Source organism: Marinomonas rhizomae (assembly GCF_003315485.1).
Taxonomy (GTDB): Bacteria; Pseudomonadota; Gammaproteobacteria; order Pseudomonadales; family Marinomonadaceae; genus Marinomonas; species Marinomonas rhizomae.
The window spans coordinates 259,579-282,627 of sequence record NZ_QNSE01000004.1; the positions used below are offsets into that span (position 1 = coordinate 259,579).

At 43.3% G+C, this 23,049-nt stretch carries 22 protein-coding genes; 12 read left to right on the forward strand and 10 right to left on the reverse strand.

All coding sequences use genetic code 11. From position 1 onward, the window contains the following. Positions 1-19 precede the first annotated feature (19 nt). Positions 20-1,006 (reverse strand): 2Fe-2S iron-sulfur cluster-binding protein, encoded by a 987-nt coding sequence (locus DFP80_RS06360; RefSeq protein ID WP_113915968.1) that lies wholly within the window; start codon positions 1,004-1,006, stop codon positions 20-22. 130 nt (positions 1,007-1,136) lie between these two features. Here DFP80_RS06360 and DFP80_RS06365 point away from each other — a divergent pair, with 130 nt between their 5' ends. Beyond that, positions 1,137-2,042: a LysR family transcriptional regulator gene (locus DFP80_RS06365; RefSeq protein ID WP_113916054.1), complete on the forward strand. Its 906-nt coding sequence runs from the start codon at positions 1,137-1,139 to the stop codon at positions 2,040-2,042. Positions 2,043-2,123: 81 nt separating this feature from the next. On the opposite strand, the gene gbca is transcribed toward DFP80_RS06365, so the two are convergent. Next, a complete protein-coding gene (gbca, locus tag DFP80_RS06370) occupies positions 2,124-3,398 on the reverse strand; it encodes a glycine betaine monooxygenase oxygenase subunit (protein WP_113915969.1) in 1,275 nt (424 codons plus the stop codon). A 280-nt stretch (positions 3,399-3,678) separates the two neighbouring features. Here gbca and gbcB point away from each other — a divergent pair, with 280 nt between their 5' ends. Together gbcB and gbdR are read left to right on the forward strand one after the other, a co-directional pair. Beyond that, positions 3,679-4,809, forward strand: a complete 1,131-nt coding sequence (gbcB, locus tag DFP80_RS06375; RefSeq protein ID WP_277749237.1) for a glycine betaine monooxygenase reductase subunit — start codon at positions 3,679-3,681, stop codon at positions 4,807-4,809. A gap of 254 nt (positions 4,810-5,063) precedes the next feature. After that, entirely contained in the window at positions 5,064-6,170 is a 1,107-nt protein-coding gene (gene gbdR / locus DFP80_RS06380) for a choline metabolism transcriptional regulator GbdR (protein ID WP_113915970.1), read from the forward strand. Positions 6,171-6,275: 105 nt separating this feature from the next. Here gbdR and DFP80_RS06385 read toward each other — a convergent pair whose 3' ends face one another. Next, positions 6,276-7,706: an ArnT family glycosyltransferase gene (locus DFP80_RS06385; protein WP_113915971.1), complete on the reverse strand. Its 1,431-nt coding sequence runs from the start codon at positions 7,704-7,706 to the stop codon at positions 6,276-6,278. Continuing rightward, on the reverse strand, positions 7,706-8,746 hold the full coding sequence (locus DFP80_RS06390) for a glycosyltransferase family 2 protein (protein WP_113915972.1): 1,041 nt from the start codon (positions 8,744-8,746) through the stop codon (positions 7,706-7,708). Before DFP80_RS06390 ends, DFP80_RS06385 begins: the two co-directional genes overlap by 1 nt. 151 nt (positions 8,747-8,897) lie before the next feature. Here DFP80_RS06390 and DFP80_RS06395 point away from each other — a divergent pair, with 151 nt between their 5' ends. The 3 genes from DFP80_RS06395 (at position 8,898) to DFP80_RS06405 (ending at position 11,987) form a co-directional block, all read left to right on the forward strand. Beyond that, the gene (locus tag DFP80_RS06395; protein ID WP_113915973.1) at positions 8,898-9,578 is read left to right on the forward strand and encodes a response regulator transcription factor; all 681 of its coding nucleotides are present in this window, start codon (positions 8,898-8,900) and stop codon (positions 9,576-9,578) included. Beyond that, positions 9,575-10,837, forward strand: coding sequence for a histidine kinase dimerization/phospho-acceptor domain-containing protein (locus DFP80_RS06400; RefSeq protein WP_113915974.1), 1,263 nt, complete (start codon positions 9,575-9,577; stop codon positions 10,835-10,837). Before DFP80_RS06395 ends, DFP80_RS06400 begins: the two co-directional genes overlap by 4 nt. A 145-nt stretch (positions 10,838-10,982) precedes the next feature. Further along, the gene (locus DFP80_RS06405) at positions 10,983-11,987 is read left to right on the forward strand and encodes a pirin family protein (RefSeq protein ID WP_113915975.1); all 1,005 of its coding nucleotides are present in this window, start codon (positions 10,983-10,985) and stop codon (positions 11,985-11,987) included. Positions 11,988-12,015: 28 nt separating this feature from the next. Here DFP80_RS06405 and DFP80_RS06410 read toward each other — a convergent pair whose 3' ends face one another. Beyond that, positions 12,016-12,450 carry a GtrA family protein gene (locus DFP80_RS06410; RefSeq protein WP_113915976.1) on the reverse strand — a complete coding sequence of 145 codons (435 nt, stop codon included), beginning with the start codon at positions 12,448-12,450 and terminating at the stop codon, positions 12,016-12,018. Between the two features lie 88 nt (positions 12,451-12,538). Between DFP80_RS06410 and DFP80_RS06415 the strand changes: the two genes are divergently transcribed. The 4 genes from DFP80_RS06415 (at position 12,539) to DFP80_RS06430 (ending at position 15,505) form a co-directional block, all read left to right on the forward strand. Continuing rightward, the gene (locus DFP80_RS06415; protein WP_113915977.1) at positions 12,539-13,054 is read left to right on the forward strand and encodes an NADPH-dependent FMN reductase; all 516 of its coding nucleotides are present in this window, start codon (positions 12,539-12,541) and stop codon (positions 13,052-13,054) included. Between the two features lie 42 nt (positions 13,055-13,096). Further along, the gene (locus DFP80_RS06420; RefSeq protein ID WP_113915978.1) at positions 13,097-14,155 is read left to right on the forward strand and encodes an NAD(P)H-dependent flavin oxidoreductase; all 1,059 of its coding nucleotides are present in this window, start codon (positions 13,097-13,099) and stop codon (positions 14,153-14,155) included. Between the two features lie 101 nt (positions 14,156-14,256). Then, positions 14,257-15,144: an EamA family transporter gene (locus tag DFP80_RS06425; RefSeq protein WP_113915979.1), complete on the forward strand. Its 888-nt coding sequence runs from the start codon at positions 14,257-14,259 to the stop codon at positions 15,142-15,144. Positions 15,145-15,151: 7 nt separating this feature from the next. After that, the gene (locus DFP80_RS06430; protein ID WP_113915980.1) at positions 15,152-15,505 is read left to right on the forward strand and encodes a VOC family protein; all 354 of its coding nucleotides are present in this window, start codon (positions 15,152-15,154) and stop codon (positions 15,503-15,505) included. 82 nt (positions 15,506-15,587) lie between these two features. Here DFP80_RS06430 and DFP80_RS06435 read toward each other — a convergent pair whose 3' ends face one another. Genes DFP80_RS06435 through DFP80_RS06445 form a run of 3 tightly spaced genes read right to left on the reverse strand, consistent with a single transcriptional unit; the run spans position 15,588 to position 19,515 of the window. Further along, entirely contained in the window at positions 15,588-16,619 is a 1,032-nt protein-coding gene (locus DFP80_RS06435; RefSeq protein ID WP_113915981.1) for an asparaginase, read from the reverse strand. Continuing rightward, entirely contained in the window at positions 16,616-18,019 is a 1,404-nt protein-coding gene (locus tag DFP80_RS06440; protein WP_113915982.1) for an aspartate ammonia-lyase, read from the reverse strand. The genes DFP80_RS06435 and DFP80_RS06440 overlap by 4 nt, the downstream gene beginning before the upstream one ends. A gap of 53 nt (positions 18,020-18,072) precedes the next feature. Further along, positions 18,073-19,515, reverse strand: a complete 1,443-nt coding sequence (locus DFP80_RS06445) for an alanine/glycine:cation symporter family protein (RefSeq protein ID WP_113915983.1) — start codon at positions 19,513-19,515, stop codon at positions 18,073-18,075. Between the two features lie 223 nt (positions 19,516-19,738). On the opposite strand from DFP80_RS06445, the gene DFP80_RS06450 reads away from it, so the two are divergent. Then, the gene (locus DFP80_RS06450) at positions 19,739-20,554 is read left to right on the forward strand and encodes a helix-turn-helix domain-containing protein (protein WP_113915984.1); all 816 of its coding nucleotides are present in this window, start codon (positions 19,739-19,741) and stop codon (positions 20,552-20,554) included. Here the strand turns inward: DFP80_RS06450 and DFP80_RS06455 are convergent. After that, entirely contained in the window at positions 20,551-20,736 is a 186-nt protein-coding gene (locus DFP80_RS06455) for a DUF2986 domain-containing protein (protein ID WP_113915985.1), read from the reverse strand. The two genes, DFP80_RS06450 and DFP80_RS06455, sit on opposite strands and share 4 nt — an antisense overlap. 222 nt (positions 20,737-20,958) lie before the next feature. Between DFP80_RS06455 and DFP80_RS06460 the strand changes: the two genes are divergently transcribed. After that, positions 20,959-21,831 carry a LysR substrate-binding domain-containing protein gene (locus tag DFP80_RS06460; RefSeq protein WP_206610567.1) on the forward strand — a complete coding sequence of 291 codons (873 nt, stop codon included), beginning with the start codon at positions 20,959-20,961 and terminating at the stop codon, positions 21,829-21,831. A 49-nt stretch (positions 21,832-21,880) separates the two neighbouring features. Here the strand turns inward: DFP80_RS06460 and DFP80_RS06465 are convergent, their stop codons facing one another. After that, entirely contained in the window at positions 21,881-22,789 is a 909-nt protein-coding gene (locus DFP80_RS06465; protein ID WP_113915987.1) for a DMT family transporter, read from the reverse strand. Positions 22,790-23,049 lie beyond the last annotated feature (260 nt).

Below are 23,049 nucleotides of genomic sequence, written 5' to 3' on the forward strand. Positions count from 1 at the left end.
ATTGTTTTTAGTTAAAAACTTATACTCCGCTCGGGTAGAAGGCGTCGGCGTATATTCGTTCGATGTTCGCGCGGCGTTTGGTGCAGGCTAGAGAAGCGGCTTCCACCATTGCTGGTGCACCAGCTAAATAAATTCGCCAGCTTTTAAGGTCGGGGAAATTTTCTGCGATGGCGTCAGTGACCAAACCTCTGAAGTGTGGGCTATTCGGTTTTGTATGGTCCAAGGCGATTAAATATTGGAAGTTGCTGTGTCCTGAAGCTAAACGATCCAGATAGTCTAAACCGTATAAATCTTCTTCTGTTCGAGCTCCAAAGATCAAATGAATATCGTTCTGCATGCCGGATTCTAAGGCACCGCGAACAATTGAAATAATAGGGGCGAGCCCTGTGCCTGTGGCGATGCAAAGCATGGGGTCGGTATTTTTACGTCTTAGGTAAGACGCGCCCAGTGGACCATTTAGTTTGATGGATGCACCGACTTTCATCTGTTCATCCAGTTTTGACGTTACGCGTCCATTTGGGACTAGACGAATATGAAATTCTAGAGTGTCGTCCTCTGTTACTCCTGCCATGGAATAGGAACGGGTGCCATCTTCTCGCCAGAAGCTGAGATTCGAGAATTGTCCGGGAGAATAGTCAAACGCTTTGTTGGTTTTAAGTCTCAGTCTGCGAACATCTTTAGATAGTTCGTCGTAAGAGACTACTTCTGCTTTTAGGGTTTTTGTTGGGTGTGTGATGATTTCATCAGGCTCAGGAATTTCAATGACTGAATCAGTTTCTATACGGCTTTGGCACGCTAAAACGAATTGGCCATGCTGTGCTAAACGCCCTTCTGCTGCGGATGGTCCACTCACCGAACCTTCTATGATTTTGCAGCGGCAGGTTCCACAGCGACCGGATAAGCAGCTATAAGAAATGTCGATGCCATTTTCCAAAAATGCCTCTAGTAAGGTGCTGCCTTGTGATGCTCTGATTGTTTTGTTGGTAGGTTTAATGAGTATATCCATGGTCGCTCTTGCTTATTATTGTTTGATTTATGTGCGATGCTCTTGTATGAAGCTGACTATAGAAGTTGTTGAGATATTCAGATATAAAATAACTCTTATAATGTATATTCACGATAGTGAGATCTCTAACATGATTCGCCTACAAGACATTGATTTAAATCTGTTGGTCGTTTTCCAACTAATGTACCGAGAGCGCAAAACTGGGTTGGTGGCTGAGCAGCTAGGGTTGACTCAACCGGCAGTCAGTAATGCCTTAGCAAGATTGAGGTTAGCGCTGCATGATGAACTGTTTGAACGAACGGCTCGAGGTATGAGACCGACGCCATTTGCAGACAGTATTGCGGAGTCTGTTGGCTATGCGTTAAGTACATTGCAAGACGGTTTAAATTATCAGGAGCGTTTTGATCCACTTTTGAGTGATCGATCTTTCTGCATTAATATGACGGACTTAGGCGAGATCTATATGTTGCCTCGGCTAATGGCATACCTTGCTGAACATGCTCCTAATATTTCAGTTAGTACGGTGAGAGACCAAGGTCAGTCTTTGAAAGAAGAGTTGGAAACAGGAAGTGTGGATCTTGCTATTGGGTTGTTACCTCAGTTAGAGGCGGGGTTTTATCAGCGAAGGTTGTTCGAGCAAGATTATGTCTGTTTGATGCGTGAGGGTCATCCTCATGCGAAAGGGGTCATTACCTTAGAAAGCTTCTCTGAGTCGGAGCATATTGTGATAGAGGCTCAGGACACTGGACATGGTCGTGTAGAAAAATTATTAGCTAAAAGTGGTATTTTACGAGTGAGTAAATTGAAGTTGCCGCACTTTATTTCTGCTCCATATATTGTGTCGAAAACGGATCTAATTGCCACAGTGACTGAAAAATTGGCACTGCAAACTGCGGAGAATCTAAAGCTGATCGTCAAGCCTCATCCTGTCGATATTCCTCCGGCTCAAATCAATATGTTTTGGCATCGACGTTATCATCAAGATACGGGTAATATTTGGTTTCGGAATCTGATTTTTGAATTGTTTTCAGAATAATATTTATAAAAACAAAAAGCGAATCAAATGATTCGCTTTTTGTTTTTCTAGAGGGACTAGAAAAACATTCAGGGATGTGCGTTATTTGGTGTTTAGATTTTTTTGTACTGTCGAGGAATACCAGTCTAAAAAATTGATAACACCAAATTCGTAGGTTTCTGAGTAAGGACCAGGTTGGTAACCGATGGAGTTAATGCCTAGTTGGTTGCGTTCGCCGAGGACTTTGTCTTGTTCGTTGGTAGCGTCCCACACTTTGCGTAAGGTATCTGTCTCGTAATCGATACCTTCTACAGCGTCTTTGTGAACAAACCATTTGGTTGTCACTATGGTTTCTTGAGCCGATACAGGCAGCACCCGAAAAGCGATGAAATGGTCTGATTGCATATGATTCCACGAGTTGGGTAAATGCAGAATTCGCATGGAGCCAAGTTCGGGGTTTTTTATACGGCCGAGCATTTTTGTGCTGGCGGCTGTGCCATCGATCGTCATTACTTTGGTACTTTTCTTTAAAGGCATGCGTACGATGCGATTACGCTGTACTTCACCAAAGCTTTTTAGCTTATGAGGAATACCTTCTGCATCCCACTGATTTGATTGCTGTGCGTAATGCTCTAAGAAGTCTTGTGTGGCGCGAGGGTCCTCCGTATCGTCCCACTCTAATAAGGTATGGAGTAATTCTGGATGGCTGCCTGAGCAGTGATAGCATTCGCGATTGTTTTCTAATACCAGTTTCCAATTAGCACGTTCGTACATGGTGGATTCAACGGCCAGTTTGGTGTTTTCCACGTCGTAGGGTTCCATGTATTCGTCTAGCGTGACTAAGAAGTCGTCAAATTCATCGGTTGGTTCTGTTTCACCTAAGCAAACAAAGATGAAGCCGCCGCCTGTTTTGCAAAACGCCGATTTTAGGCCATGTTGCTTCATGTCAAAGTCTTTGTTCATTTCTGTGCCGGCAAACAATAAGTTGCCTTTCAGGTCGTAAGTCCATTGGTGATAAGGACATACTAGATTGGCAACCTTGCCCCTGTGTTCCGTACACAGTATTGAGCCGCGGTGTCGACAAGTGTTGTGAAAGGCGTTCACGTTACCTTCGCCGTCACGCAGAATCAGTACCGGATTTTGCCCTATCTCGACGGTGATATAGTCGCCTTTTTTCGGAATTTCACTGGTCATACCCACAAATAGCCACTCTTTTTGAAAGACTTCTTCCATGTCGATTCTGAACATGTGTGGGTCGTTGTAAAGTTGGGCGTCGAGTGAGTAGTTGCTAGGACGTTTTTCTAGCATGTTTGTCATGGCTGTTTTCGCTTCGTTTAAGGAAGCATGGCGTACATTCAGGAGGTCGTGTTGATTCATCTTTCTGGGCCTTAATGACAAAAAGAGTGTTGGAATGCGTCTTTTGACTACGAGGCTATAGTCGCTTAATCAATGGGGAAAGAAATGACCATTAACGACAGGAGTTGATACATAAATCGACTCGTGATCGCTGGTGTTTTCTAGCTCTGACTGCCATGAGCAACTAATTGTCGCGCAGAGTTAACTTGCGTTGATCAACAGGATCCAGAATGGCTCGAAACGGTGTCACTCTTTTTCATTAAGAGTAGGTGTAAGACAATTTTAACTAAGAGATTTCAATATGACCGACTCCTCTTCTAGCTCTATAGTGAATGCTGATTATTTAGCACCGGTAAATACTCAGACTTGGGTGAATGGACGTCACAATGTTCGTTGTGTGAAGGTAATTCATGAAACGTGGGATGTGCGTACGTTTTGCTTTATGGCGCAGCAACCGGTCATGTTCTTTTTTAAGCCAGGACAATTTGTCACGTTAGAGTTAGAGATTGAAGGTAAGCAGGTGATGCGCTCGTACACGATTTCGAGTTCGCCTTCTGTGCCTTATAGTTTTTCGATTACGGTAAAACGTGTGCCGGGCGGTGAAGTATCGAACTGGTTACATGACAATATGTCGGTTGGCACTGAGTTGGCGGTGCATGGTCCTGTTGGTCAGTTTAACTGTATCGACTTTCCCGCAGAAAAAGTCTTGTTGTTATCGGGTGGTGTTGGCATTACGCCCGTGATGTCGATGGCGCGTTGGTGGTTTGATACCAATGCCGACGTTGATATGACCTTTATTCACAGTGCTCGTTCTCCGCGCGATGTTATTTATACTCGTGAGTTGGATCACATGGCGGCGCGATTAGATAACTTTGGTTTGTATTTGATTGTCGAACGTATGGAAAACGGTTTGCCTTGGCAGGGTTATCGAGGCTATTTGGACGCTTCCAAACTCGACATGATTTCTCCTGATTTTATGGAACGAGAAATATACTGCTGTGGGCCAGCACCTTATATGAAAGCGATTCGTGCCTTGTTGCAATCGCGTGGTTTTGATATGAGTCACTACCATGAGGAATCTTTTGGTGCGACACCGGCTAGTGTGGTGGAAGATGCAATAGAGCAAGCCGAAGTAGCTCAGGCCGAAGCGGATGCGGTGAATCAAGAAGACTTATTGCGTGTCGAGTTTATTGGCAGTGGTAAGAGCATTCAGATACTGGCTGGAGAAACATTGCATAACGCTGCGGCAAAACTGGATTTAATGATCCCTAAAGCTTGTGGTATGGGAATTTGTGGGACTTGTAAGGTCTTGGTGAAAGAGGGCGAAACTCAGATGGATCATAATGGCGGGATTACCGATGATGATGTTGAAGCTGGCTATGTGTTGTCTTGCTGTACGGTGCCAAAATCAAACGTGGTGGTAGAGTTTTAGGTATTGGCGAATTTTTATTAAATAAGCGTTCAATAAAAGCGCAATCTTGTTCTATATTAGTGCATGGTGTTATGTTCTATAGGTTAACTATATTGAGGTTTAGGATGGTTTACTCTCTATAATCGACAGGCATTGCGTGAATATACAATATGGCACCTTGGTTTTTGTATTTCCTTTAAAAATAAAAAAGTGCTCGTTTAAACATGGTCTGGATTTTGCCTGTCTAAATGAAGCACACATATGAGGACACTAATATGGCAAATAACGCTACGCTCGCTTTTGATGCAAGAAGCACAACGAAAGTTGGTTTTTTATTGCTTGATCATTTTACAATGATTGCGCTTGCCTCTTCGATCGAACCACTCCGTATGGCGAATCAGCTGTCAGCAGAAGAGTTGTATAGCTGGAACTTGATTTCTGAAAACGGTCAGCCTGTTACCGCCAGTGATGGCTTAGTTTTAACGCCTGATTTGTCTATGGAAAGCAGCGGTGAGTTTGACTTGATTATTGTCGCCGGCGGCGTTGATATCACGCGTACTTTTACCGCGAAGCAGGTTTCTTGGTTGATGAAGCAGTCCCGTAAGGGAGTTCAGCTTGGTGGTATTTGTACTGGTGCTTATGTACTTGCTTATGCGGGTTTATTAAATGGTTATCAATGTAGTGTGCATTGGGAATGCTTAACCGCTTTGCAAGAAACCTTTCCGAAAGTGAATTGTAATAACAAGCTGTTTTCTATCGATAAAGATCGCCTGACATCTTCAGGTGGCAGTGCGCCAATGGACATGTTCTTAAACATGATGACTAAGCAGCATGGACCTAAATTATCCAATGCGGTTTCCGATATGTTTATTTGTGATCGTATTCGAAACGAATCCGATCAGCAGCGTATGCCAATGCGTCAGTTTAACAGTGCTGGTGTTTGCACTCCGAAGCTGGTGGACGTGATCGAGTTAATGGAAAATAACTTGGAAGAACCCATTGAACTTGATGAATTAGCAACCTTTGTGGATGTATCTCGTCGACAAATTGAACGTATGTTTCATCGTCATTTAGACTGTTCTCCGTCACGTTTTTATTTACGCTTGCGACTTGAACGAGCGCGTAAGTTGTTGAAGCAATCGAATATGTCGATTGTGGAAATATCCATGGCGTGTGGCTTTATCTCGACACCACATTTTAGTCGCTGCTACCGCAAACACATTGGTGTATCACCTCGTGATGAGCGAAAAATTGCTTGGAAAGGTGAGGTGCCTGAGTCTTTGAAAGCGGATGGTAAAGATGCCATTGTCTATATTCCTCATGCTCATGATGCGTTAAATCATTCGCATACTGAGCCGAGTTATGGGTCGGTTGCTGTTTAAATTATTGTTTTAGAAAATTATAAAAAAAGAGCCTTGCTATGAAACCTTCCATTATTGGGGCGTTTTACCAAGGCTCTTTTTTGCTTTTGACCTAGAAATTAAAGTTTATAGTTTACTCTCACAGTACATAAGGTTTTCTTTTCCCGTAGAGTTTCTATTATCACAGGCCCAATTAGGGTACACAGTATGATCGCTCTTCGATTGTACGATGAAAAATGCTTTGTGTTGTGATGGTAGCCAAGATTTCACGTCGGTTGAGCGTTGTTTTGCTTTGCCCGCTGAATAGTATTGACCGGAAAATGGGCGTTTATGTAGATAAAATAAATCGCTTTGCGTCGCTTCTGGTTGTTGTTTCCAAATTGCGAGAATCTTGTCTTCGGAACGCTTTGGTATTAAATCGTAATGCAGCACACTGACCAGCACGATAAGCAAAAATGGCGTTATTAATCCCGTTTTATAGAGCCAGTTCGGCAAAGGTCTTTGGCTGTGAAGATAAGCTAATAATAGGGCCATGGCAGGCAGAGCTGGCATGACATAGCTTGCCAAAATATTTCCGGAAAAGCTGAAGAGAATCATTGGTGATAGCATCCAGAATAATAAGAAGGAACCAAACCCATCGGGGCTTTCTTCAACGTCTTTATCGTTTTTAATCGCACGAATCCATTGCCATAGGAGGAGTGGACTCCACGGTAACATGGAGGTTAGGGCATATACCCAAATCGTGCCGCGAGTTCGTTCGTGGGCTGTTCCATATAGGTCACCTTGCCAACCACTGACGATAAAACGCTTAATATGTTCACCAACGATGAAGTAGTCTAAAAAGCCTGGTGTTTTGTATTCGGCAAGAGCGTACCAAGGCACAGAAATAACGAGGAAAAGTAATGTGCCATAGCCCCAAGGTAGAATGCGCCATAATTTTCTCCAGCGCGAGTTTGGAAGCAGCCAAATGGTTAAGCTTATACCAATCAATACGATTGCTAATGGACCTTTTGATAGCATACCTAACGCTAAACCGATAAAGAATAAGTAGCCCCAAATATCGCCTTTATTGTTCCAAGCTTGCCAAAAGCTGATCATGCTTAGGGTAATTGAAAAGGTAAGTGCCGTGTCTGTCATGACTGCGCCACTCAAGATAATGAATGAGATGGTAGAAGCCAATATGCTTGCAGAAAAAAGGCCCATTGCGGAAGACTGGAAGTGATCTTTTGCTAGCCTATAAACCAGCCAAATCACGCCTAGTCCAACGATAAGATGGGGCACGCGTGCGGCGAATTCACTGATGCCAAATAGACTAAATCCAAGGCTACTTAACCAGGTGAAAATGGGCGGTTTTCCCCAAAATGGTACCTTGTAGTCAAACATGGGAGTGACCCAGTTTCCCGTCTCGAACATGATGCGTGCCATTTCACCATAGCGAGCTTCTGTGGTATCCATTAATGGATAAAGTGATAGGGAAACAAAGCGGATTATTAAGCAGCTGATTAGTAGCATCAGTAGGAATTTTGTCGTGGGTAATGGTGTGTTCGGCGTTTGCATTATTCAGAATCCGAGTATTTAAAGGTGGGTTTTGTCATGGTGTCTTCCATTAGCACATATAATGGTCGTTGTTTGGATTCAATGAATAGTCGGCCAACGTATTCGCCTAGTACACCAATAGATAGAAGTTGAATGCCGCCTAAAAACAATACGATGAGTATGGTTGATGGGTAACCTGCCACAGGGTTTCCCCATACAAGGGTTTTGGTAAATATAACCAGTGCCATAATGAAGGCGATAGCCGATGTGATTAGGCCTGCCATAGTCGCCCATCGCAGTGGTTTGGTGCTGAATGAAGTAATGCCTTCCAATGCCAAATGAATAAGTTTTGGGTAGTTCCATTTGGTATTGCCTGCGAGCCTAGGGTCTCGGTCAAAGGTTAGTATTTTGCGGGTAAAACCAGGCCAAGCCAGTAAACCTTTCATAAAGCGAGTTCTTTCTGGCAAGGTGTTAATAACATTGACGACTTTTCGGTCCATGAGGCGGAAGTCACCGACGTTTTCGGTAATGGGGTGATCGCTAATTTTGGACATAAAACGATAAAAACAATGTGCCGTGGTGCGTTTTGCCCAGCTTTCACCGTGACGTTCGCGACGTTGCATTTCGACAACTTGAGCGCCATCTTGCCATGCTTGTACCATGTCGGGAATGTATTCCGGTGGGTCTTGCAGGTCGGCATCAAGTAAGATGGTGCAGCGGCCTGTTGCGACTTTCATGCCTGCGCTCATTGCTGCTTCTTTGCCAAAGTTTCGGCTTAATCGTAAGCTGCGTATTTGGTGTAGAGGGTGTTTGAAATGACTGACTAACTCCCAGCTGTTGTCATTACTGCCATCGTCAATGTAGATAACTTCACAATGTTGTTTGAGTTTAGAAAGTGCTTCACAGACTCTAAGGTGGCAAGCAGCCAATACATCCGCTTCATTTAGGAAAGGAATAATCACTGACACCAGTGGTAGAGCCTTTGCTACACTTGTTTTTGCGCTTGTTTCTTTTACCGCGGATTCAACGTTCGCGTATTGTCTGTATGGAATGGCACTCATTGGAATCTCCTAGTATGGAAAATATTATGAATGCATCCTAATAATAGCGGTGTCGTAAAAAGATGATTCACTTTTTTTTCATGCGTTTATGTGACAATTCAGCTTTGTTACCCCACTTTTTTTTACAGCGTTTTTGATAATTGAGACAAATATGAAATTACTCTTAGTGGAAGACCATAAAGATATTGCGGGCGTAATCTTTGATTACTTTGAAATCAAAGATTACGTATTAGATTACGCAAACAACGGTCTACAAGGATATGAGTTGGCTAAAACGGAACATTACGATGCCATTATTTTAGATATTATGCTGCCTAAAATGGACGGCTTAACAGTATGTAAATCCTTGCGAGAATCGGGTATTGATACGCCCATTCTTATGCTGACAGCTCGCGATACCAAGGATGATATTTTGACGGGATTTGATCATTTAGCGGATGATTATTTGGTGAAGCCTTTTGATTTGGAAATTCTTGATTCTCGCTTGCAAGCATTGGTCAGAAGACGAAAGGGCAGTGTCGCGAATCGCACGTTAACTTACGGTAATTTATCTTTGGATATGAATACGCGAGTGTTAGAGCGTGAGGGTGGACGTTATTCCTTAAATCCTTCTCAGTACACTATTTTAAAATGCCTTATTCAAAAAGCCCCAGATGTGGTGTCTAAAGATGAGATTTGTGATGCTCTATGGGGCGATGATGAACCTGATAGTAAAGTATTAAGAAGTCATATTTATCAATTGCGTAGTTTGATTGATCGACCATTTGAGCATGCGTATTTAAGAACCGTCTCTAAAGTGGGTTACCGTCTTGTTGCTGAAGGTGACGAATGAAACAAATTAAAAGCGCGAAGCAGCTAACCTTTACCTATTTCTCCATCGTTGCGTTTGCCATTATTGCCTTTCATTTTTCTATGTTTACTTCGATGATCGAGAATATAGAAATGATCTATGCTGAAAATCGCATGTTAAAAGATAAAAGTACGGCCGAATCTTTATTGAACGGCACGCAATTAACACATGTTTCGGTTCCGCCGTTTTCCGAGGCCTATGTTGGCAAAGAAAACTTACCTTCAGGTGTTGTTCTTGCTTCAAACACAGAAGTGGATAAACCTTACGAGCTGGATCAAGCATCAGATACGACGCTAGAAATGTTTTCCATGCATTCTAAGGTGATGTTGAATGGTGAGTTGAAAGATCTTTATATTATTCATTACGATGAAATTTACGAAACCTCAGAAGAGCAAATGTTTGAGACGCAAAGTACGCAACTGGTATTGTCTTTGTTGTTATTGATTGTCAGTTTGTGGGTGGTCATGCGAATTTCAGGTCGCCTTACCAAGCCGCTTGCTCAACTTTCTAAAAGCTTGGAAGAGCGAAGCCCCTCTTCTTTGTCAGCCATTGAATTACCAGAAGGTGCGGCGACACGAGAAATTCGGCAGTTGGTTGATCGGTTAAACAGTTATCAAAACCAAATTCGAGAACTAATAGAGCGAGAACGCGCATTTAATCGTTATGCGAGCCATGAATTACGGACACCCTTAATGGTTATGAAGGGGGCTGTGACGTTAATTGGCAAGTCTGATTCAAAAGTATTTTTAGAGCGGCAGCGAGTACGTATGGTTCAAGCTTGCCAAGAAATGGAAGACTATATTACAACGCTGTTGTCTCTCACCCGAGATGAGGATTTGTCTGCTGTTGCTTCACGTGTTGTGCAGGCGAGTGAATTTGAAGACATTCGTCAAACGCATTTGGGGTACCTTACTGGGAAGTCTGTTGCGGTTGATATTGTGGACAATGGTCAAATTATTACTAAGTTGCCTATTCCTACCTTTCATATTTTAGTAGGAAACTTATTAAAAAATGCCATGGCTTGTACTGAAGAGGGTTGTGTGAACCTGGTGATATCAGAAAATCAGTTGTCTATTGTTGATACTGGTTGTGGTTTGAGTGGTAAGCCTGGCGGTGAAGGTTATGGCTTAGGTTTGATGATAGTACGTGATATTTGCGCCAAGTATCATTGTTTATTCTCACTTGAAGATAATACTGATTCAGTAGGTTGCACAGCTAAGGTCATTTTTCCAAGAGGCTAATGTTTTGCATTGTTTATGCTATTAATACGTCAAACAACATATCTAAAAAATCGATATTTTGGAGCAAATAACAGCATAAAAAAATCAACATTATAGATGTTATGCTAAGTGTATTAGTTACACTATTTCTTGGTGGAGAAGCATAATGAGCTCATCAATTTTAAAACGAATTCCTCTGCAAATGTTCTGGCCAACATTTGACCCCTTTTTATTTTGCGCTTTTCACAATGATGTTTATCCTAAGGCTAATAACCTAATGGGGCCTGATGCACCCTTAAACAAGCGACCATTGGGGCAAGACTTTGACGGGATCGATGGCTGGCGTATGTATCATGGTAAAAGTATTCCTGGCTTTCCTGCGCACCCGCATCGTGGGTTTGAAACGGTAACGGTCGTAAACAAAGGGTTTGTTGACCATGCGGATTCAATTGGTGCAGCAGGTCGTTATGGTGAAGGTGATACTCAGTGGATGACAGCGGGCTCCGGTGTTCAACACTCCGAAATGTTCCCTTTGCTGAACGAAGAAGATGTTAATCCATTAGAGCTTTTTCAGATCTGGTTGAACTTGCCAAGCAAAAATAAAATGGTGCCACCGTATTTTGCCATGCTGTGGAATGAAGATACGCCTGTGGTGAAAGCCTTAGATAATAAGGGTCTGGAAACTCAAGTGAAAGTGGTTGCTGGGGGGCTTCAAAATGCTGAGCCTTCACCTTGTCCACCTAATTCATGGGCGGCAGATAGCAACAACGATGTTGCTATCTGGTTGATCGATTTACCTGAAAAGGGGGAATGGACACTCCCTGCTGCCGCGGCTGGTTTGAGCCGTACTTTGTACTTTTTTGAAGGTGAGAAGGTTACGTTAGATGAAGAAAGTGCTTCTATTAATGAAGCGTTCGTCTTGAAAAGTGATTCTGCTTTGGCTTTGCGGAATCAGGGTAAAAAAGCCCGATTCTTGTTGTTGCAAGGTCGTCCAATTGGCGAGCATGTTGAACAGCATGGCCCTTTTGTAATGAATACGAGAGCTGAATTGCAGCAAGCATTTCACGATTATCAGCGAACACAATTTGGCGGTTGGCCTTGGCCACGGCATGATCAAGTGCACGATAAGTCGAAGGGGCGTTTTGCGGAGCATGGTGGAGGCAATGTCTAGGCTGATTTAATGAAGTAATAAAAACAGCCTATAGCTTGGCGGGAGAAAACACCCAAAAACGTGAGAAAACATAGTTGATCATCATGCCAATTAAAATACCGGGCACCATTGCTATATAAGGCCATAAAAGAGCCAGTATCGTGTCTGATGTTGCTGGTGACTGAGAAATGAGTATTAGGTAGCAGCCCCAGTTAGGTATGAAAGCAACAATTGAACCGCCGAGAAATTGCATCCATTGGCGTGTGGCGGTTTTTAGGTCTGTGTCGCTCCGATTGGCTTTATTAAATGTAATAGTGCGATTCCACCACCAGTTAGAACTAGCGGCTACCCAGAAGGCGATGCCTCTAGCGGTAAAATGTGGTAACCAGATAGAAAGTAGCGCCATGCAGGTAAGGTCGATGAGAAAACCAACACCACCTACTATGGCAAAGCGTACAAAAGTATGTTTAAAAATAATGCTCATGCTGTCATTCTAGGCAGTGGAGTATCAAAAAAATATGAAACTGTCTTTATGGTAGCGTTTTTAACATTAACGAAATAAAGGGTCGAAAATGAAAATACTTGCATTTGGTGCTAGTTCAAGTCGTCAGTCGATTAATAAAGCATTGGCTGGATACACTGCTAACCTTGTTGAAGGTGCGGAAGTAACGCTGCTTGATCTTAATGATTTTGAAATGCCGCTTTTTAGTGAAGACATTGAGAAAGAGTCTGGTGTTCCAACTCAAGCGCAAGCTTTTGTTGATGCCATTGCTCAAGCGGATGTGATTGTTGCTTCATTTGCTGAGCATAATGGTTCTTATTCTGCTGCCTATAAAAATATTTTTGATTGGGCATCTCGTATTGAAAAAGCCGTCTATCAAGATAAACCAATTGCTGTGCTTTCTACATCGCCTGGCCCTGGTGGTGCGAGCAGTGTGCTGGCTCAAGCGGTTAATAGTATGCCGTTTTTCAAAGGCAATGTTGTTGGTAGTTTGAGTGTGCCTAACTTCTATGATGTTATGAAAGATGGTGTTGTTCAAGATGCCGCTGTTAAACAAGCGTTGTCGGATATTGTTGCTAAGTTTTAGTACTTGGCTTAAATGCTTGGCTTTAGAGGATAAGGAGGCCGTATGAAGCAATCTCGTGTATGTAGTTGGTTGGGTGTAGATTACCCAATTATTCAAGCGCCAATGGCAGGTGTTCAAGACAGCGCTTTGGCTATTGCTGTGTCGGAAGCGGGCGGCTTGGGTTCTTTGCCTTGTGCGATGTTGAGTGTGAATGATATCGCTAATCAGGTTTCTCTGATTAAAGGCTCGACGAGTAAACCTTATAACTTAAATTTCTTTTGTCATGACACGACAGAATACAATGAAGTAAAGCATCATCAATGGCGAGAGTTATTAAAGCCATATTTTGATGAGTTTTCCGGTCATTATGATGCGACCATAAAAGCTTCTTCCCGTATGCCTTTCAGTCATGATGTCGCGGATGCGATAGAAGGTTTTGTTCCACCGGTGATTAGTTTTCATTTTGGTTTACCAGATGCTGAGTTGCTTGCGCGTATCAAGCGCTGGGGAACTAAGGTGCTGTCTTCTGCGACAACCGTAGAAGAGGCCCTTTGGCTAGAAGAAAACGGCGTGGATGGTGTTATCGCGCAGGGTCTTGAGGCAGGTGGGCATCGAGGAATGTTTCTTTCGAAAAATATTTCTACGCAAGTTGGGCTAGTTTCACTCTTGCCTCAAATTGTTGATCGGGTTGATGTTCCTGTTATTGCTGCTGGTGGCATAAGTGATGCCCGTAGCATTAATAGTGCTTTGGCTCTTGGGGCGTCGGCGGTACAAATAGGCACATCTTATTTATTGTGTGATGAAGTGAAAACATCGGCTCTGCATCGCGCAGCTTTGAAAAGCCAGAGGGCGAGTCATACCGCTTTAACTAATGTTTTTACTGGGCGACCTGCAAGAGGTATCGCTAATCGTATTATGAAAGATCTTGGTTACATGAATGAAAATGTCCCCGAGTTTCCTTATGCATCAATGGAAATGGCGCAATTGAAAGCCTTAGCAGAGCAGCATGGTTCGGATGATTTTTCTTCCTTGTGGAGTGGTCAGAATGTGTCAGGTTGCAAAGAAATATCGGCTTTTGAGCTAACTAGGCAGTTTGCTGAAGCCTGTGACGCTGTGTCATAAGTCATTCCTTTATGGAATCCTAAATATAAGATTTATTCCTTTTACAAATACATTTCTTAACCTCATGCTAGCGCTTTCAAATTGCAATATAAGGCGTTGGTATGTGGATCTTTATTACTTTGTTCGCTGCAGCGTGTCAGTCGGCTCGAACGGCGTATCAAAATACTCTGGCCCATGAAACAGGGCTATTGCATGCCACTATGTCACGTTCACTATACGGTTTGCCATTGGTTAGTGTGTACCTTGTTATGTGTTGGCAAATATTTGGTTGGGTATCTTTCGAAAAAAAATTAGTCTTTGTTGTCGCTGCGAGTGTGTGTGCGATTGCTCAGATCATGGCGACGTATTTTATGTTGCGTACATTTCAATCAGGCAGTTTTGCATTGGGTATCTTGTTATCTAAAACAGAGGCGGTTTTAGTTGCCCTAATTGGTTTGCCTTTGCTGCATTATACTTTGACGGTGGGAGCATGGATTGGCATTGCTTTTGGGGTGCTGGGAGCTATTGTGATGAGCGTTAAATGGCAAAACATTCGACAGGCTCATAAAGATATTTCTCTTGTGCTTGGGTTAGCTAGCGGTTTATGTTTTGCTATCGCTTCTGTTATGGCATCGATAGCCAGTCACTCTTTATCGGGCTCTATTATTACCAGTGCAGGGGTTACACTTTGGTATGTTTTGGCGCTGCAGTCTATTATTTTGTGTGGTCTTCAAATTTATAAAAGCAAAGATATTCTGGCGCCTTTTAAGCATGAATTTGCTCTCAGTTTCAAAGTAGGGATTTTGAGCTCTATGGGGTCAATCGGTTGGTTTACGGGGTTTGCTTTGGTCAATCCTGCCTTGGTAAAAACCCTAGGGCAAATTGAAATAATCGGAACCTTGTATTATTCAAAAGTACGCTTTGCAGAAAAAATGACAAAGCAACAGTGGGTTGGTGGCGTCATGATCCTGATTAGCGTTATGTTGGTCGTGACATCGACAATTAAGTGAGAGAGATATGGAATCTAATAAGATTAATTATGTTGAATTGCCTGCACGTGATTTGGCGTTAAATAAAACCTTTTTCAGTCAGGTGTTTGGTTGGGGGTTTAAAGATTATGGCCCAGAATATTCAGCTTTTGAAAATGCAGGCTTAGACGGCGGTTTTTTTCAAGCGAACTTCTGTTCAAGACCACAAAATGGCGCAGCCTTGATCGTTTTGTATAGTAATGAACTCGAAGCCGTATTTGAGAAAGTGAAAGAGGCGGGAGGAACGATTGAACAAGTGATTTTTGACTTTCCTGGTGGTCGGCGTTTTCACTTCCTCGATCCGTGTGGTAATGAATGGGCAGTGTGGAGTGACCCCACCTAGTTTCTCACGTAAAATAGGTGACTGGATTAACCAGAATGAATTCAGAGCTGAGTCCATTCTGGTTCTATGCAGGCGTAACGTATTATTGAAGAGTGAATTCACCACAATAATTCGTATTCCATTTTTCAAGAATACCGTAATAGTTTTCCCCCGTGGCAATCAGCCAATGGAGCTTGCAGAACGCGGCTTCTAATGTCATATCTCTTCCGCTCAATACATTCATTGATGATAAGATAGAGCCTGCCGCGTATGCGCCTTGAGACACGCCACCGTGCAGACATTGTGTCAAATTAACGATGTTTTTTTTGCGTAACATGGCCTCTGTTAAAAAGGATAAAAATGCAGGGTTTTGATCGGGCACATTACCTGCACCATAGGTAAGCAGTACAATTGCTTTACAATCATCATCGTCCAGAAGGCTTTGGTAAATTGTGGCAGGCTGACCTGGATGTAGAGTTATGACACCAACCGCACCTGTTTTAAAGCAAGCTATGTGCTTTTCAAGTAAGATTGTTGCGGTTTCATCATCGCTTTTAATCATGCGATTTGGGTAAAGTTGCAGACCAATAGCCAGCTCACCCAGCAAATCATCATTCGGTGTGTGAAAAGCTTCAAACCGACCACTGCTGATTTTTTGGATGCGATTTCCGCGCATCAGTTTGCCATCAAAAACCAGACTTACATCGGTTATTCTATGGGTAGTTGCTAGTGATAATGCGGCTTGTAAGTTGGAGGTCGCATCGCTACGACTCATTCCTAACGGAATTTGCGAGCCAGTCAGAATGATGTTTTTAGCGCAAGCTCCGAGCATAAAAGATAAGGCAGACGCTGTATACGCCATGGTGTCGGTACCATGGAGAATCACAAAACCATCATAATCTTGCCAATGAACATTGAGAATGGAAACAAGCTTAGTCCAGTGTTTTGGCGTGATATTAGCACTGTCTATTAACGGTGAAATTTCCAACACTTCAAAAGAAGGAAGGGTATTGATACTCGCCCCTAACGCCATTTCTATGCGTTCTTGTAAACCAGAAGCAGGAGCTAAGCCCTGCTCTGTTTGAACCATACCTATGGTGCCACCCGTGTATAAGATGAGTACTTGTGCGCTCATAGTGTAACCTTACTAGGAGAAAGCATGGATTGTGGGCTTAGCAATATATTCACCTGTTCTTCTGTCAGTAAGTTTTCTGCTATGACGATGGCTTTTACTGTGTTTCCTGTGTGTAATGCTGCGTTGGCAATACGTGAGGCATTTGCATAGCCAATATGTGGAACCAGTGCGGTAATAATGCCTATGCTGTTTTCAACATGGCCTGCACATATATCTTCATTTGCAGTGATGCCACGTATGCAGCGAGTTTCTAGCATTTGGCAGGCTTCTTTGAGCATTTTTAACGAATTTAGCACGTTATAAATGATCATAGGTTCCATGGCGTTTAATTGTAATTGACCGGCTTCAGCCGCTAATGTTACTGCAAGGTCTGAGGCGATGACTTGATAAGCCGTTTGGTTCATTGCTTCTGGAATTACCGGGTTTACCTTGCCTGGCATAATGGACGAGCCTGGCTGCATGGGTGGGAGGTTGATTTCACCTAAACCGGTACGCGGTCCACTTGATAGTAGGCGCAAGTCGTTGCTCATCTTGCTTAGCTTAATTGCAAGGCGTTTCAATATTCCTGAGAAAAACACGAATGCGCCCATGTCAGAGGTCGCTTCGACTAAGTTGCTAGCGGGTACAAGTGGTTTCGTCGAGATGGTTGCTAGCTTTTCTACAACCAATTTGGCGTAACCTTCAGGCGTGTTGATGCCTGTCCCGATTGCGGTACCACCAAGGTTAACCTCGCAAAGTAGTGCACAAGCCTCATGGATGCGATCAATGTCTTCGCCAAGGGTAACGGCAAATGCGTCAAATTCTTGGCCTAATGTCATTGGTACGGCGTCTTGAAGCTGTGTGCGGCCCATTTTTACGATGTGTGAAAATTCGTGCGCTTTTGTTTCTAGCGCTTCTTTTAAGGATGTGAGGCTTGGAATAAAGCTATCCGCTGCAAACTGAATACCTAGGCATGCGGCTGTTGGATAAGCGTCGTTAGTGGATTGTGAACGGTTTACGTCGTCATTTGGGTGAAGGCGTTTGTAGTCGCCTTTCTCATGCCCCAATTTTGTTAGAGCAATATTGGCAATAACTTCGTTAGCGTTCATATTCGTTGAAGTGCCGGCGCCACCTTGAATAACATCGACAATGAATTGATCATGATATTGACCTTGGATCAAATCTTGGCAGGCATAGACAATGGCGTCGGCTTTTTCAGTTGTTAGTAGTTTCATTTCTTGGTTGGTTCGAGCGGCAGCCGCTTTTACCATTGCCAAGGCTTTGATCAATTCAGGAAAATGTGAAATCGGAACGCCAGTAATTGAAAAGTTCTGAGCCGCACGTAATGTCTGTATGCCGTAAAGTGCATCAGCAGGGACGTCCATATTGCCAAGTAAATCGTATTCAGAGCGAGTATTCATTATATTCTTCCTGACACCTCACCGGATCACGGTGAGGTGTTATCTAAGTTAGGTTATTGGTAGTTTTTTTCGTTGTTGGGCTGTTCATTATTAGGCCAAGACTCTTGGTCTAGATTCAAATCGACGAAGCGGTTTGCTTCAAACGTTGGCATTTTTTTGCCTTGCTTGCGTTGATCATCAAAATCCGTCATGACACGCTTGGCGACTTTGAAAAGTAGGGCAAGAGCAAATAAGTTAACCAATGCCAATAAGCCCATGCTCAAATCCGCAAAGGCGAATACGGTGCCCAGATCAAGAATAGCGCCCGTACAGCATAGGCAGATGATGATGACGCGGAAGGCATTCATGTAAAAACCATGATTGTCTGATTTAGTTAGATAACTAACGCTGTTTTCACCTAAGTAGTAGTTGTACAAAATAGTACTGAAACCAAATAGCAGCAGAGCAATACTGACGAACATGCGACCATAGTCACCCATGTGAGTGGCTAATGATGCTTGAGTTAGAGCGACGCCTTGAACCGTGTCTGTGCTGCTAGGGTCATAAGCGCTGCCAAGAAGAATGATTAGGGCCGTACAGGTACACAATACGATGGTATCGATAAATACAGAGAAAGCTTGAACAATACCTTGGTTTGCTGGGTGGGGAATGTAGGCAACCGCAGCTACATTTGGCGCACTACCAAGCCCTGCTTCGTTAGAAAATAGACCACGTTTTACCCCCATCAATATAGCGGCACCAATACCACCACCAAACGCAGGCTCTAAACCGAACGCACTTTTTACTATCATCAGCAGTGTGTCTGGAATCGCTTCTAAATTCATTGCAAGAACGATAAGGGCGATTAGCAAATAACCGCCAGCCATAACAGGAACCAGCACTTCAGCGACTTGTGCGATACGTTTGACGCCACCAAAAATAATCAAGCCAACAATGAGTGCCATGCCAATACCACTGTAGTAAGGCTGGATGCCAAATGCGTCTTCTAATGACGTAGCAACAGAATAAGATTGCAAGGTTGTGAAGGCGATACCAAAGGTTGCTAATAGCAAGATGGAGTAGAGTACAGATAGCCACTTCCAGTTTTTGCCAAGACCTCGCTCAATATAAAATGCTGGGCCACCGCGGAAAGTGCCATCTTTTTCTGCTGCTTTGTAGGTTTGCGCAAGCATGCATTCGACAAAACTGGTTGCCATGCCCATTAGGCCAACAACCCACATCCAGAAAATTGCGCCAGGACCACCAATCGTAATAGCAACGGCAACGCCGGCAATGTTACCTCCGCCAACACGACCCGCCACAGATAAGATCAAGGCTTGGAATGAGCTTAAATGTTTTCCATCAGCTTCATGGTGTTTTGCAGTAAGGATGCCAAACATGTTGCCAAAATATCGAAATTGTACAAAACGGGTTGCAAGGGTAAACCAGATCCCGATACCGATTAATACCGCGATAAGAATCTTACTCCAAAGTAAATCGGTGAGAAGAGATAGCATTTATATAAACTCCTAATTTTTAGATTTATTATTTAGTTTCGTTGAAGGACTAAGAGGCTAATTGGAACGAAAAAATGCTAGAAAAGGCAGTTCGTAAAAAGGTGCTTTATGATGCTAGTTGGTGCTTAACTAGCATCAACTGGCATCATTTTTTGCGTGTTTTTGTAAGGTGGATTTATTACACTTCAGGTGTGTAACTTTGGTTCGTTAGGTGGGGGGAATTGTGGCTCAAGATTTTGCAGATAACTTACAGTTATTATGTAGCTACTACAAATCGGTAGCAGATGTTTGTCGACGATTAAATATCAATCGTGCGCAATTTAATCGTTATCTCAATGGGACAACAGTACCGAGTAGTAGCACCCAGCGGCGCATTGGTGAATTTTTTGGTGTTGAGCCGACCGAAATGACGTTACCACACGAACAATTTGTTAAGTTAGTGCAGGCGCGCCCGATTCGTCAGAGTGAGGATGTGAAAAGGCTTACGCCTGAACAACAGCAGTTTAATCAACTGAACCAATCTGGTCAGCATGGTTTGGCGAAGTACTGTGGTTATTATTTTGAATATTATTTGTCAATGACTTGTCCTGGGAAGATTTTACGCACCCTGGTGCATATAGAGTCTCAAGGTGACAAAACTTACTACCAGCGTACTGAGCGGCTTAACCCTCGCAGCACGAAAAAATCTTTTCATGGTGTTTATAATGGCGTGGTGCAGTTGTTGTCGGATCGTTTGTTCTTGATTGACTATGAAAGCCAAACTCATGTGGAGATGACGCAGACGATTCTTTACCCTTCCTTTCAGAATCGTGTCGAAAGATTAACTGGTTTGCGTTTAGGGGTGTCAGGAAGTGGTGAAAGAGCGCCATGTTGTGCGCGAGTCGTCTATGAATATTTAGGCTTGAATATTAATAAAAAGCAAGCTGTAAGTAGGTGTGGATTGTATGATACGGACAGTGATTTGATAGATGGAGATATTTGCCAGTCGATCAGTAATGATATGAAAGACGGAGACTGGCATTTTAGGGCGCGGTTTTAAGCGTCTGTTTTTTCACTTGTGTCTGTTGCGTCAACCTCTGCGTTTGCCGCCGCTTCTGCTTCCATTTTTGCGCGCTCAGCTTTGGAAATGTATTTAGGCTTGGCTTTTTTAGGGTTCACCTTTAAGTTGGCCTGCTTCATGCGTTTGTCATATATGTCTTTGATTTTTTTACGGCGATTCATATTGCTGTGCTCGAAATGATTTTATAGTAGAACTTCAGCGAAATACTTCAAAACCTCACCGAAAATATCGAGGGGACTATACCAGTCTTGCTTATCGTTCGAAAGACCATGGCGGTATTTTCGATCCATAAAACATGATTTTGATTTCATTAGAATCGTTTGAGAATGTTTAGTCTGTCAATATAACGCTATGATAGATAAAAACGCTAAGGTTAAGACATTATGTTGCCACGTAGAAAGCTTCCTACATTGAATTCACTTCGAGCATTTGAGGTGGCTGGGCGTTGCCTAAGTTTTCGTCGCGCGGCAGAAGAGCTCGGTGTGACACAGGGGGCTGTTGCTCAGCAAGTGCGCTCTCTTGAAGAGCATTTGGGTGTTTTGCTGTTTCAACGTTTGCCGCGTGGTTTGGCGCTTACTCCAAAGGGCATTGTTTATCTTGCAAGTATGACGAGAGCGTTTGATGTCATGGGAGAAGCGACGTCTTTGATGGTCGAGCATTCTAATACAGTGACTATCAGCGTCACGCCAACGTTCGCGGCAAAATTACTCATCCCTCGTCTTGGGGCATTGAATGCATTGTTTCCTGATATTGAACTAAAAACCGTGGCGACTGAGTCCATTTCGGATTTTGATGTGGATCAAATTGATATTGCTGTTCGGTTAAGTTGTGCGCCTTTTCCCTCCAGTTTGCAGGCGGAGCCTTTATTTCCTCAGGAGCTTGTTGTGGTAGCAAGTCCGCTTTTATTAAAAGGGCAGAGCACGCCACTCTCGCTAGAGGCGTTGCAACAATTCCCATTGTTGCATGATGCACATAATCATTGGCCTGCTGTGCTTCAGTCTACCGAAAAGCTTGCGGGCGCTAAGTTTAATCAAACCTCGTTAGTCATTGATGCCGCCTTAGCAGGTCAAGGTGTCGCGTTGGCATGTCGAGCCTTTGTTGCTCAAGAGCTTGAACTGGGTCGATTGGTGCCCTTATTGGATCACTCATTTTCCATTAAGCCAGATTACTTTTTGGTGAAAAAGAAAGGTTTGCAGGCATCTGTTGCCGTAAGCTCAGTTTGGCAATGGTGTCTGGATGAGTTTGCGTCGAAATAGGTCAGAATACCCTGTTGCGGTTAATCAAAGATTGATTAACCGCTTTGTATTAGTTGGTTGGTTGTTCTTTGGTTGATAAGCTGGTTGGCTTCTTTGCTCCTGTCTGGATAAGGATCACACCCGTTAGGATTAAGGCCAATGCGATGAATAGCAATGGGTGTATTTCCTCTCCTACAATGGCGCCAATAATTACCGCAACGACAGGTGCGATATAGGTTGCGCCAGACGCTTTCACAGATCCCAGTTTTTCTATCGCATAGTAATAGAGAAAAAAAGCCCCTCCAGTACCGAGTAATCCAAGACCGATCACCACACCCAAGACCGTTTGTGTGTTCGACATTATCTCAGAAATGCCTGTAAAGTCAGTGAGAGTCAATAAGGTTAATGAGGCGAAACCTGTTTGCCATGTAGCTAAGGCTAGGGGTGGAATTTTATGAGGGGATAAAAGGCGCTGAGCATAGACAAATGACACGCCTAAACTGGTTGTCCCCGCTATCATCCAGATCACTCCCATCAAATTCACCCCTGCAACATTTTCCCATGGACGAGCGCTGACGATGATGCCTAAAAATCCAAGAATAACCCCGATTAACATTTGCTTTGTTGGGCGGTCTTTTCTTAAAAAAAGGAAAGCGCATATAAAGGTAAAGATTGGAATAGAGCCGCTTAAAAGACCAGCGACACTGGTGGGAAGTAAGGCTGTGCCGGCTACAAAACCGTAATAATAAAATGTGGTGGCCAGTACCGACATAACGGCGAAATGCAGAAGATGCTTAAATTGATCCCTGCGTAGGGCCTTTGTATACAGTGCAATCAAAAACAGAGGAATGAAGCCGCATAGAACTCGTAGTAAAACGGTTTGGGCTGGTGTGATGAGTAAAGTAGACCATTTCATGAAAATAAAATTCGACCCCCAAATGACACCCAAAGCGAGTAAGGCGGCGTAGCTTTTCAGCATAAATTTTCTCCAATTTAGAAAGCGGCTAGTACGGTTTTGTATTGTAGTCATTGCGAAAAGGTTTTGCGCGTGATTAAAAATCGTTAAGGATGTAGTTTTTCTACAGTCTTCGGATGACTTAAAATGCGTTAAATTTGGGGTAATGCTATTGGGTAATGTTGTCTGGTATTTTACCCATGCTTAATGGGTTGAACTTTGAAGGAGTGGTTTGCAGTGCTCTAGAAACAACAAAGCCCTAGCTAAAAATAGCTAGGGCTTCA

Excerpts from the sequence above, each read along its gene's own strand:
- DFP80_RS06425 (WP_113915979.1), top strand. The coding sequence starts at position 14,257 with ATGTGGATCTTTATTACTTTGTTCGCTGCAGCGTGTCAGTCGGCTCGA.
- DFP80_RS06395 (WP_113915973.1), top strand. The coding sequence starts at position 8,898 with ATGAAATTACTCTTAGTGGAAGACCATAAAGATATTGCGGGCGTAATC.
- DFP80_RS06435 (WP_113915981.1), bottom strand. The coding sequence starts at position 16,619 with ATGAGCGCACAAGTACTCATCTTATACACGGGTGGCACCATAGGTATG.
- DFP80_RS06410 (WP_113915976.1), bottom strand. The coding sequence starts at position 12,450 with ATGAGCATTATTTTTAAACATACTTTTGTACGCTTTGCCATAGTAGGT.
- DFP80_RS06400 (WP_113915974.1), top strand. The coding sequence starts at position 9,575 with ATGAAACAAATTAAAAGCGCGAAGCAGCTAACCTTTACCTATTTCTCC.
- gbcB (WP_277749237.1), top strand. The coding sequence starts at position 3,679 with ATGACCGACTCCTCTTCTAGCTCTATAGTGAATGCTGATTATTTAGCA.
- DFP80_RS06420 (WP_113915978.1), top strand. The coding sequence starts at position 13,097 with ATGAAGCAATCTCGTGTATGTAGTTGGTTGGGTGTAGATTACCCAATT.
- DFP80_RS06390 (WP_113915972.1), bottom strand. The coding sequence starts at position 8,746 with ATGAGTGCCATTCCATACAGACAATACGCGAACGTTGAATCCGCGGTA.
- DFP80_RS06430 (WP_113915980.1), top strand. The coding sequence starts at position 15,152 with ATGGAATCTAATAAGATTAATTATGTTGAATTGCCTGCACGTGATTTG.
- DFP80_RS06445 (WP_113915983.1), bottom strand. The coding sequence starts at position 19,515 with ATGCTATCTCTTCTCACCGATTTACTTTGGAGTAAGATTCTTATCGCG.
- DFP80_RS06455 (WP_113915985.1), bottom strand. The coding sequence starts at position 20,736 with ATGAATCGCCGTAAAAAAATCAAAGACATATATGACAAACGCATGAAG.
- DFP80_RS06465 (WP_113915987.1), bottom strand. The coding sequence starts at position 22,789 with ATGCTGAAAAGCTACGCCGCCTTACTCGCTTTGGGTGTCATTTGGGGG.
- DFP80_RS06365 (WP_113916054.1), top strand. The coding sequence starts at position 1,137 with ATGATTCGCCTACAAGACATTGATTTAAATCTGTTGGTCGTTTTCCAA.
- DFP80_RS06440 (WP_113915982.1), bottom strand. The coding sequence starts at position 18,019 with ATGAATACTCGCTCTGAATACGATTTACTTGGCAATATGGACGTCCCT.
- DFP80_RS06360 (WP_113915968.1), bottom strand. The coding sequence starts at position 1,006 with ATGGATATACTCATTAAACCTACCAACAAAACAATCAGAGCATCACAA.
- gbdR (WP_113915970.1), top strand. The coding sequence starts at position 5,064 with ATGGCAAATAACGCTACGCTCGCTTTTGATGCAAGAAGCACAACGAAA.
- DFP80_RS06385 (WP_113915971.1), bottom strand. The coding sequence starts at position 7,706 with ATGCAAACGCCGAACACACCATTACCCACGACAAAATTCCTACTGATG.
- DFP80_RS06415 (WP_113915977.1), top strand. The coding sequence starts at position 12,539 with ATGAAAATACTTGCATTTGGTGCTAGTTCAAGTCGTCAGTCGATTAAT.
- DFP80_RS06405 (WP_113915975.1), top strand. The coding sequence starts at position 10,983 with ATGAGCTCATCAATTTTAAAACGAATTCCTCTGCAAATGTTCTGGCCA.
- gbca (WP_113915969.1), bottom strand. The coding sequence starts at position 3,398 with ATGAATCAACACGACCTCCTGAATGTACGCCATGCTTCCTTAAACGAA.
- DFP80_RS06460 (WP_206610567.1), top strand. The coding sequence starts at position 20,959 with ATGTTGCCACGTAGAAAGCTTCCTACATTGAATTCACTTCGAGCATTT.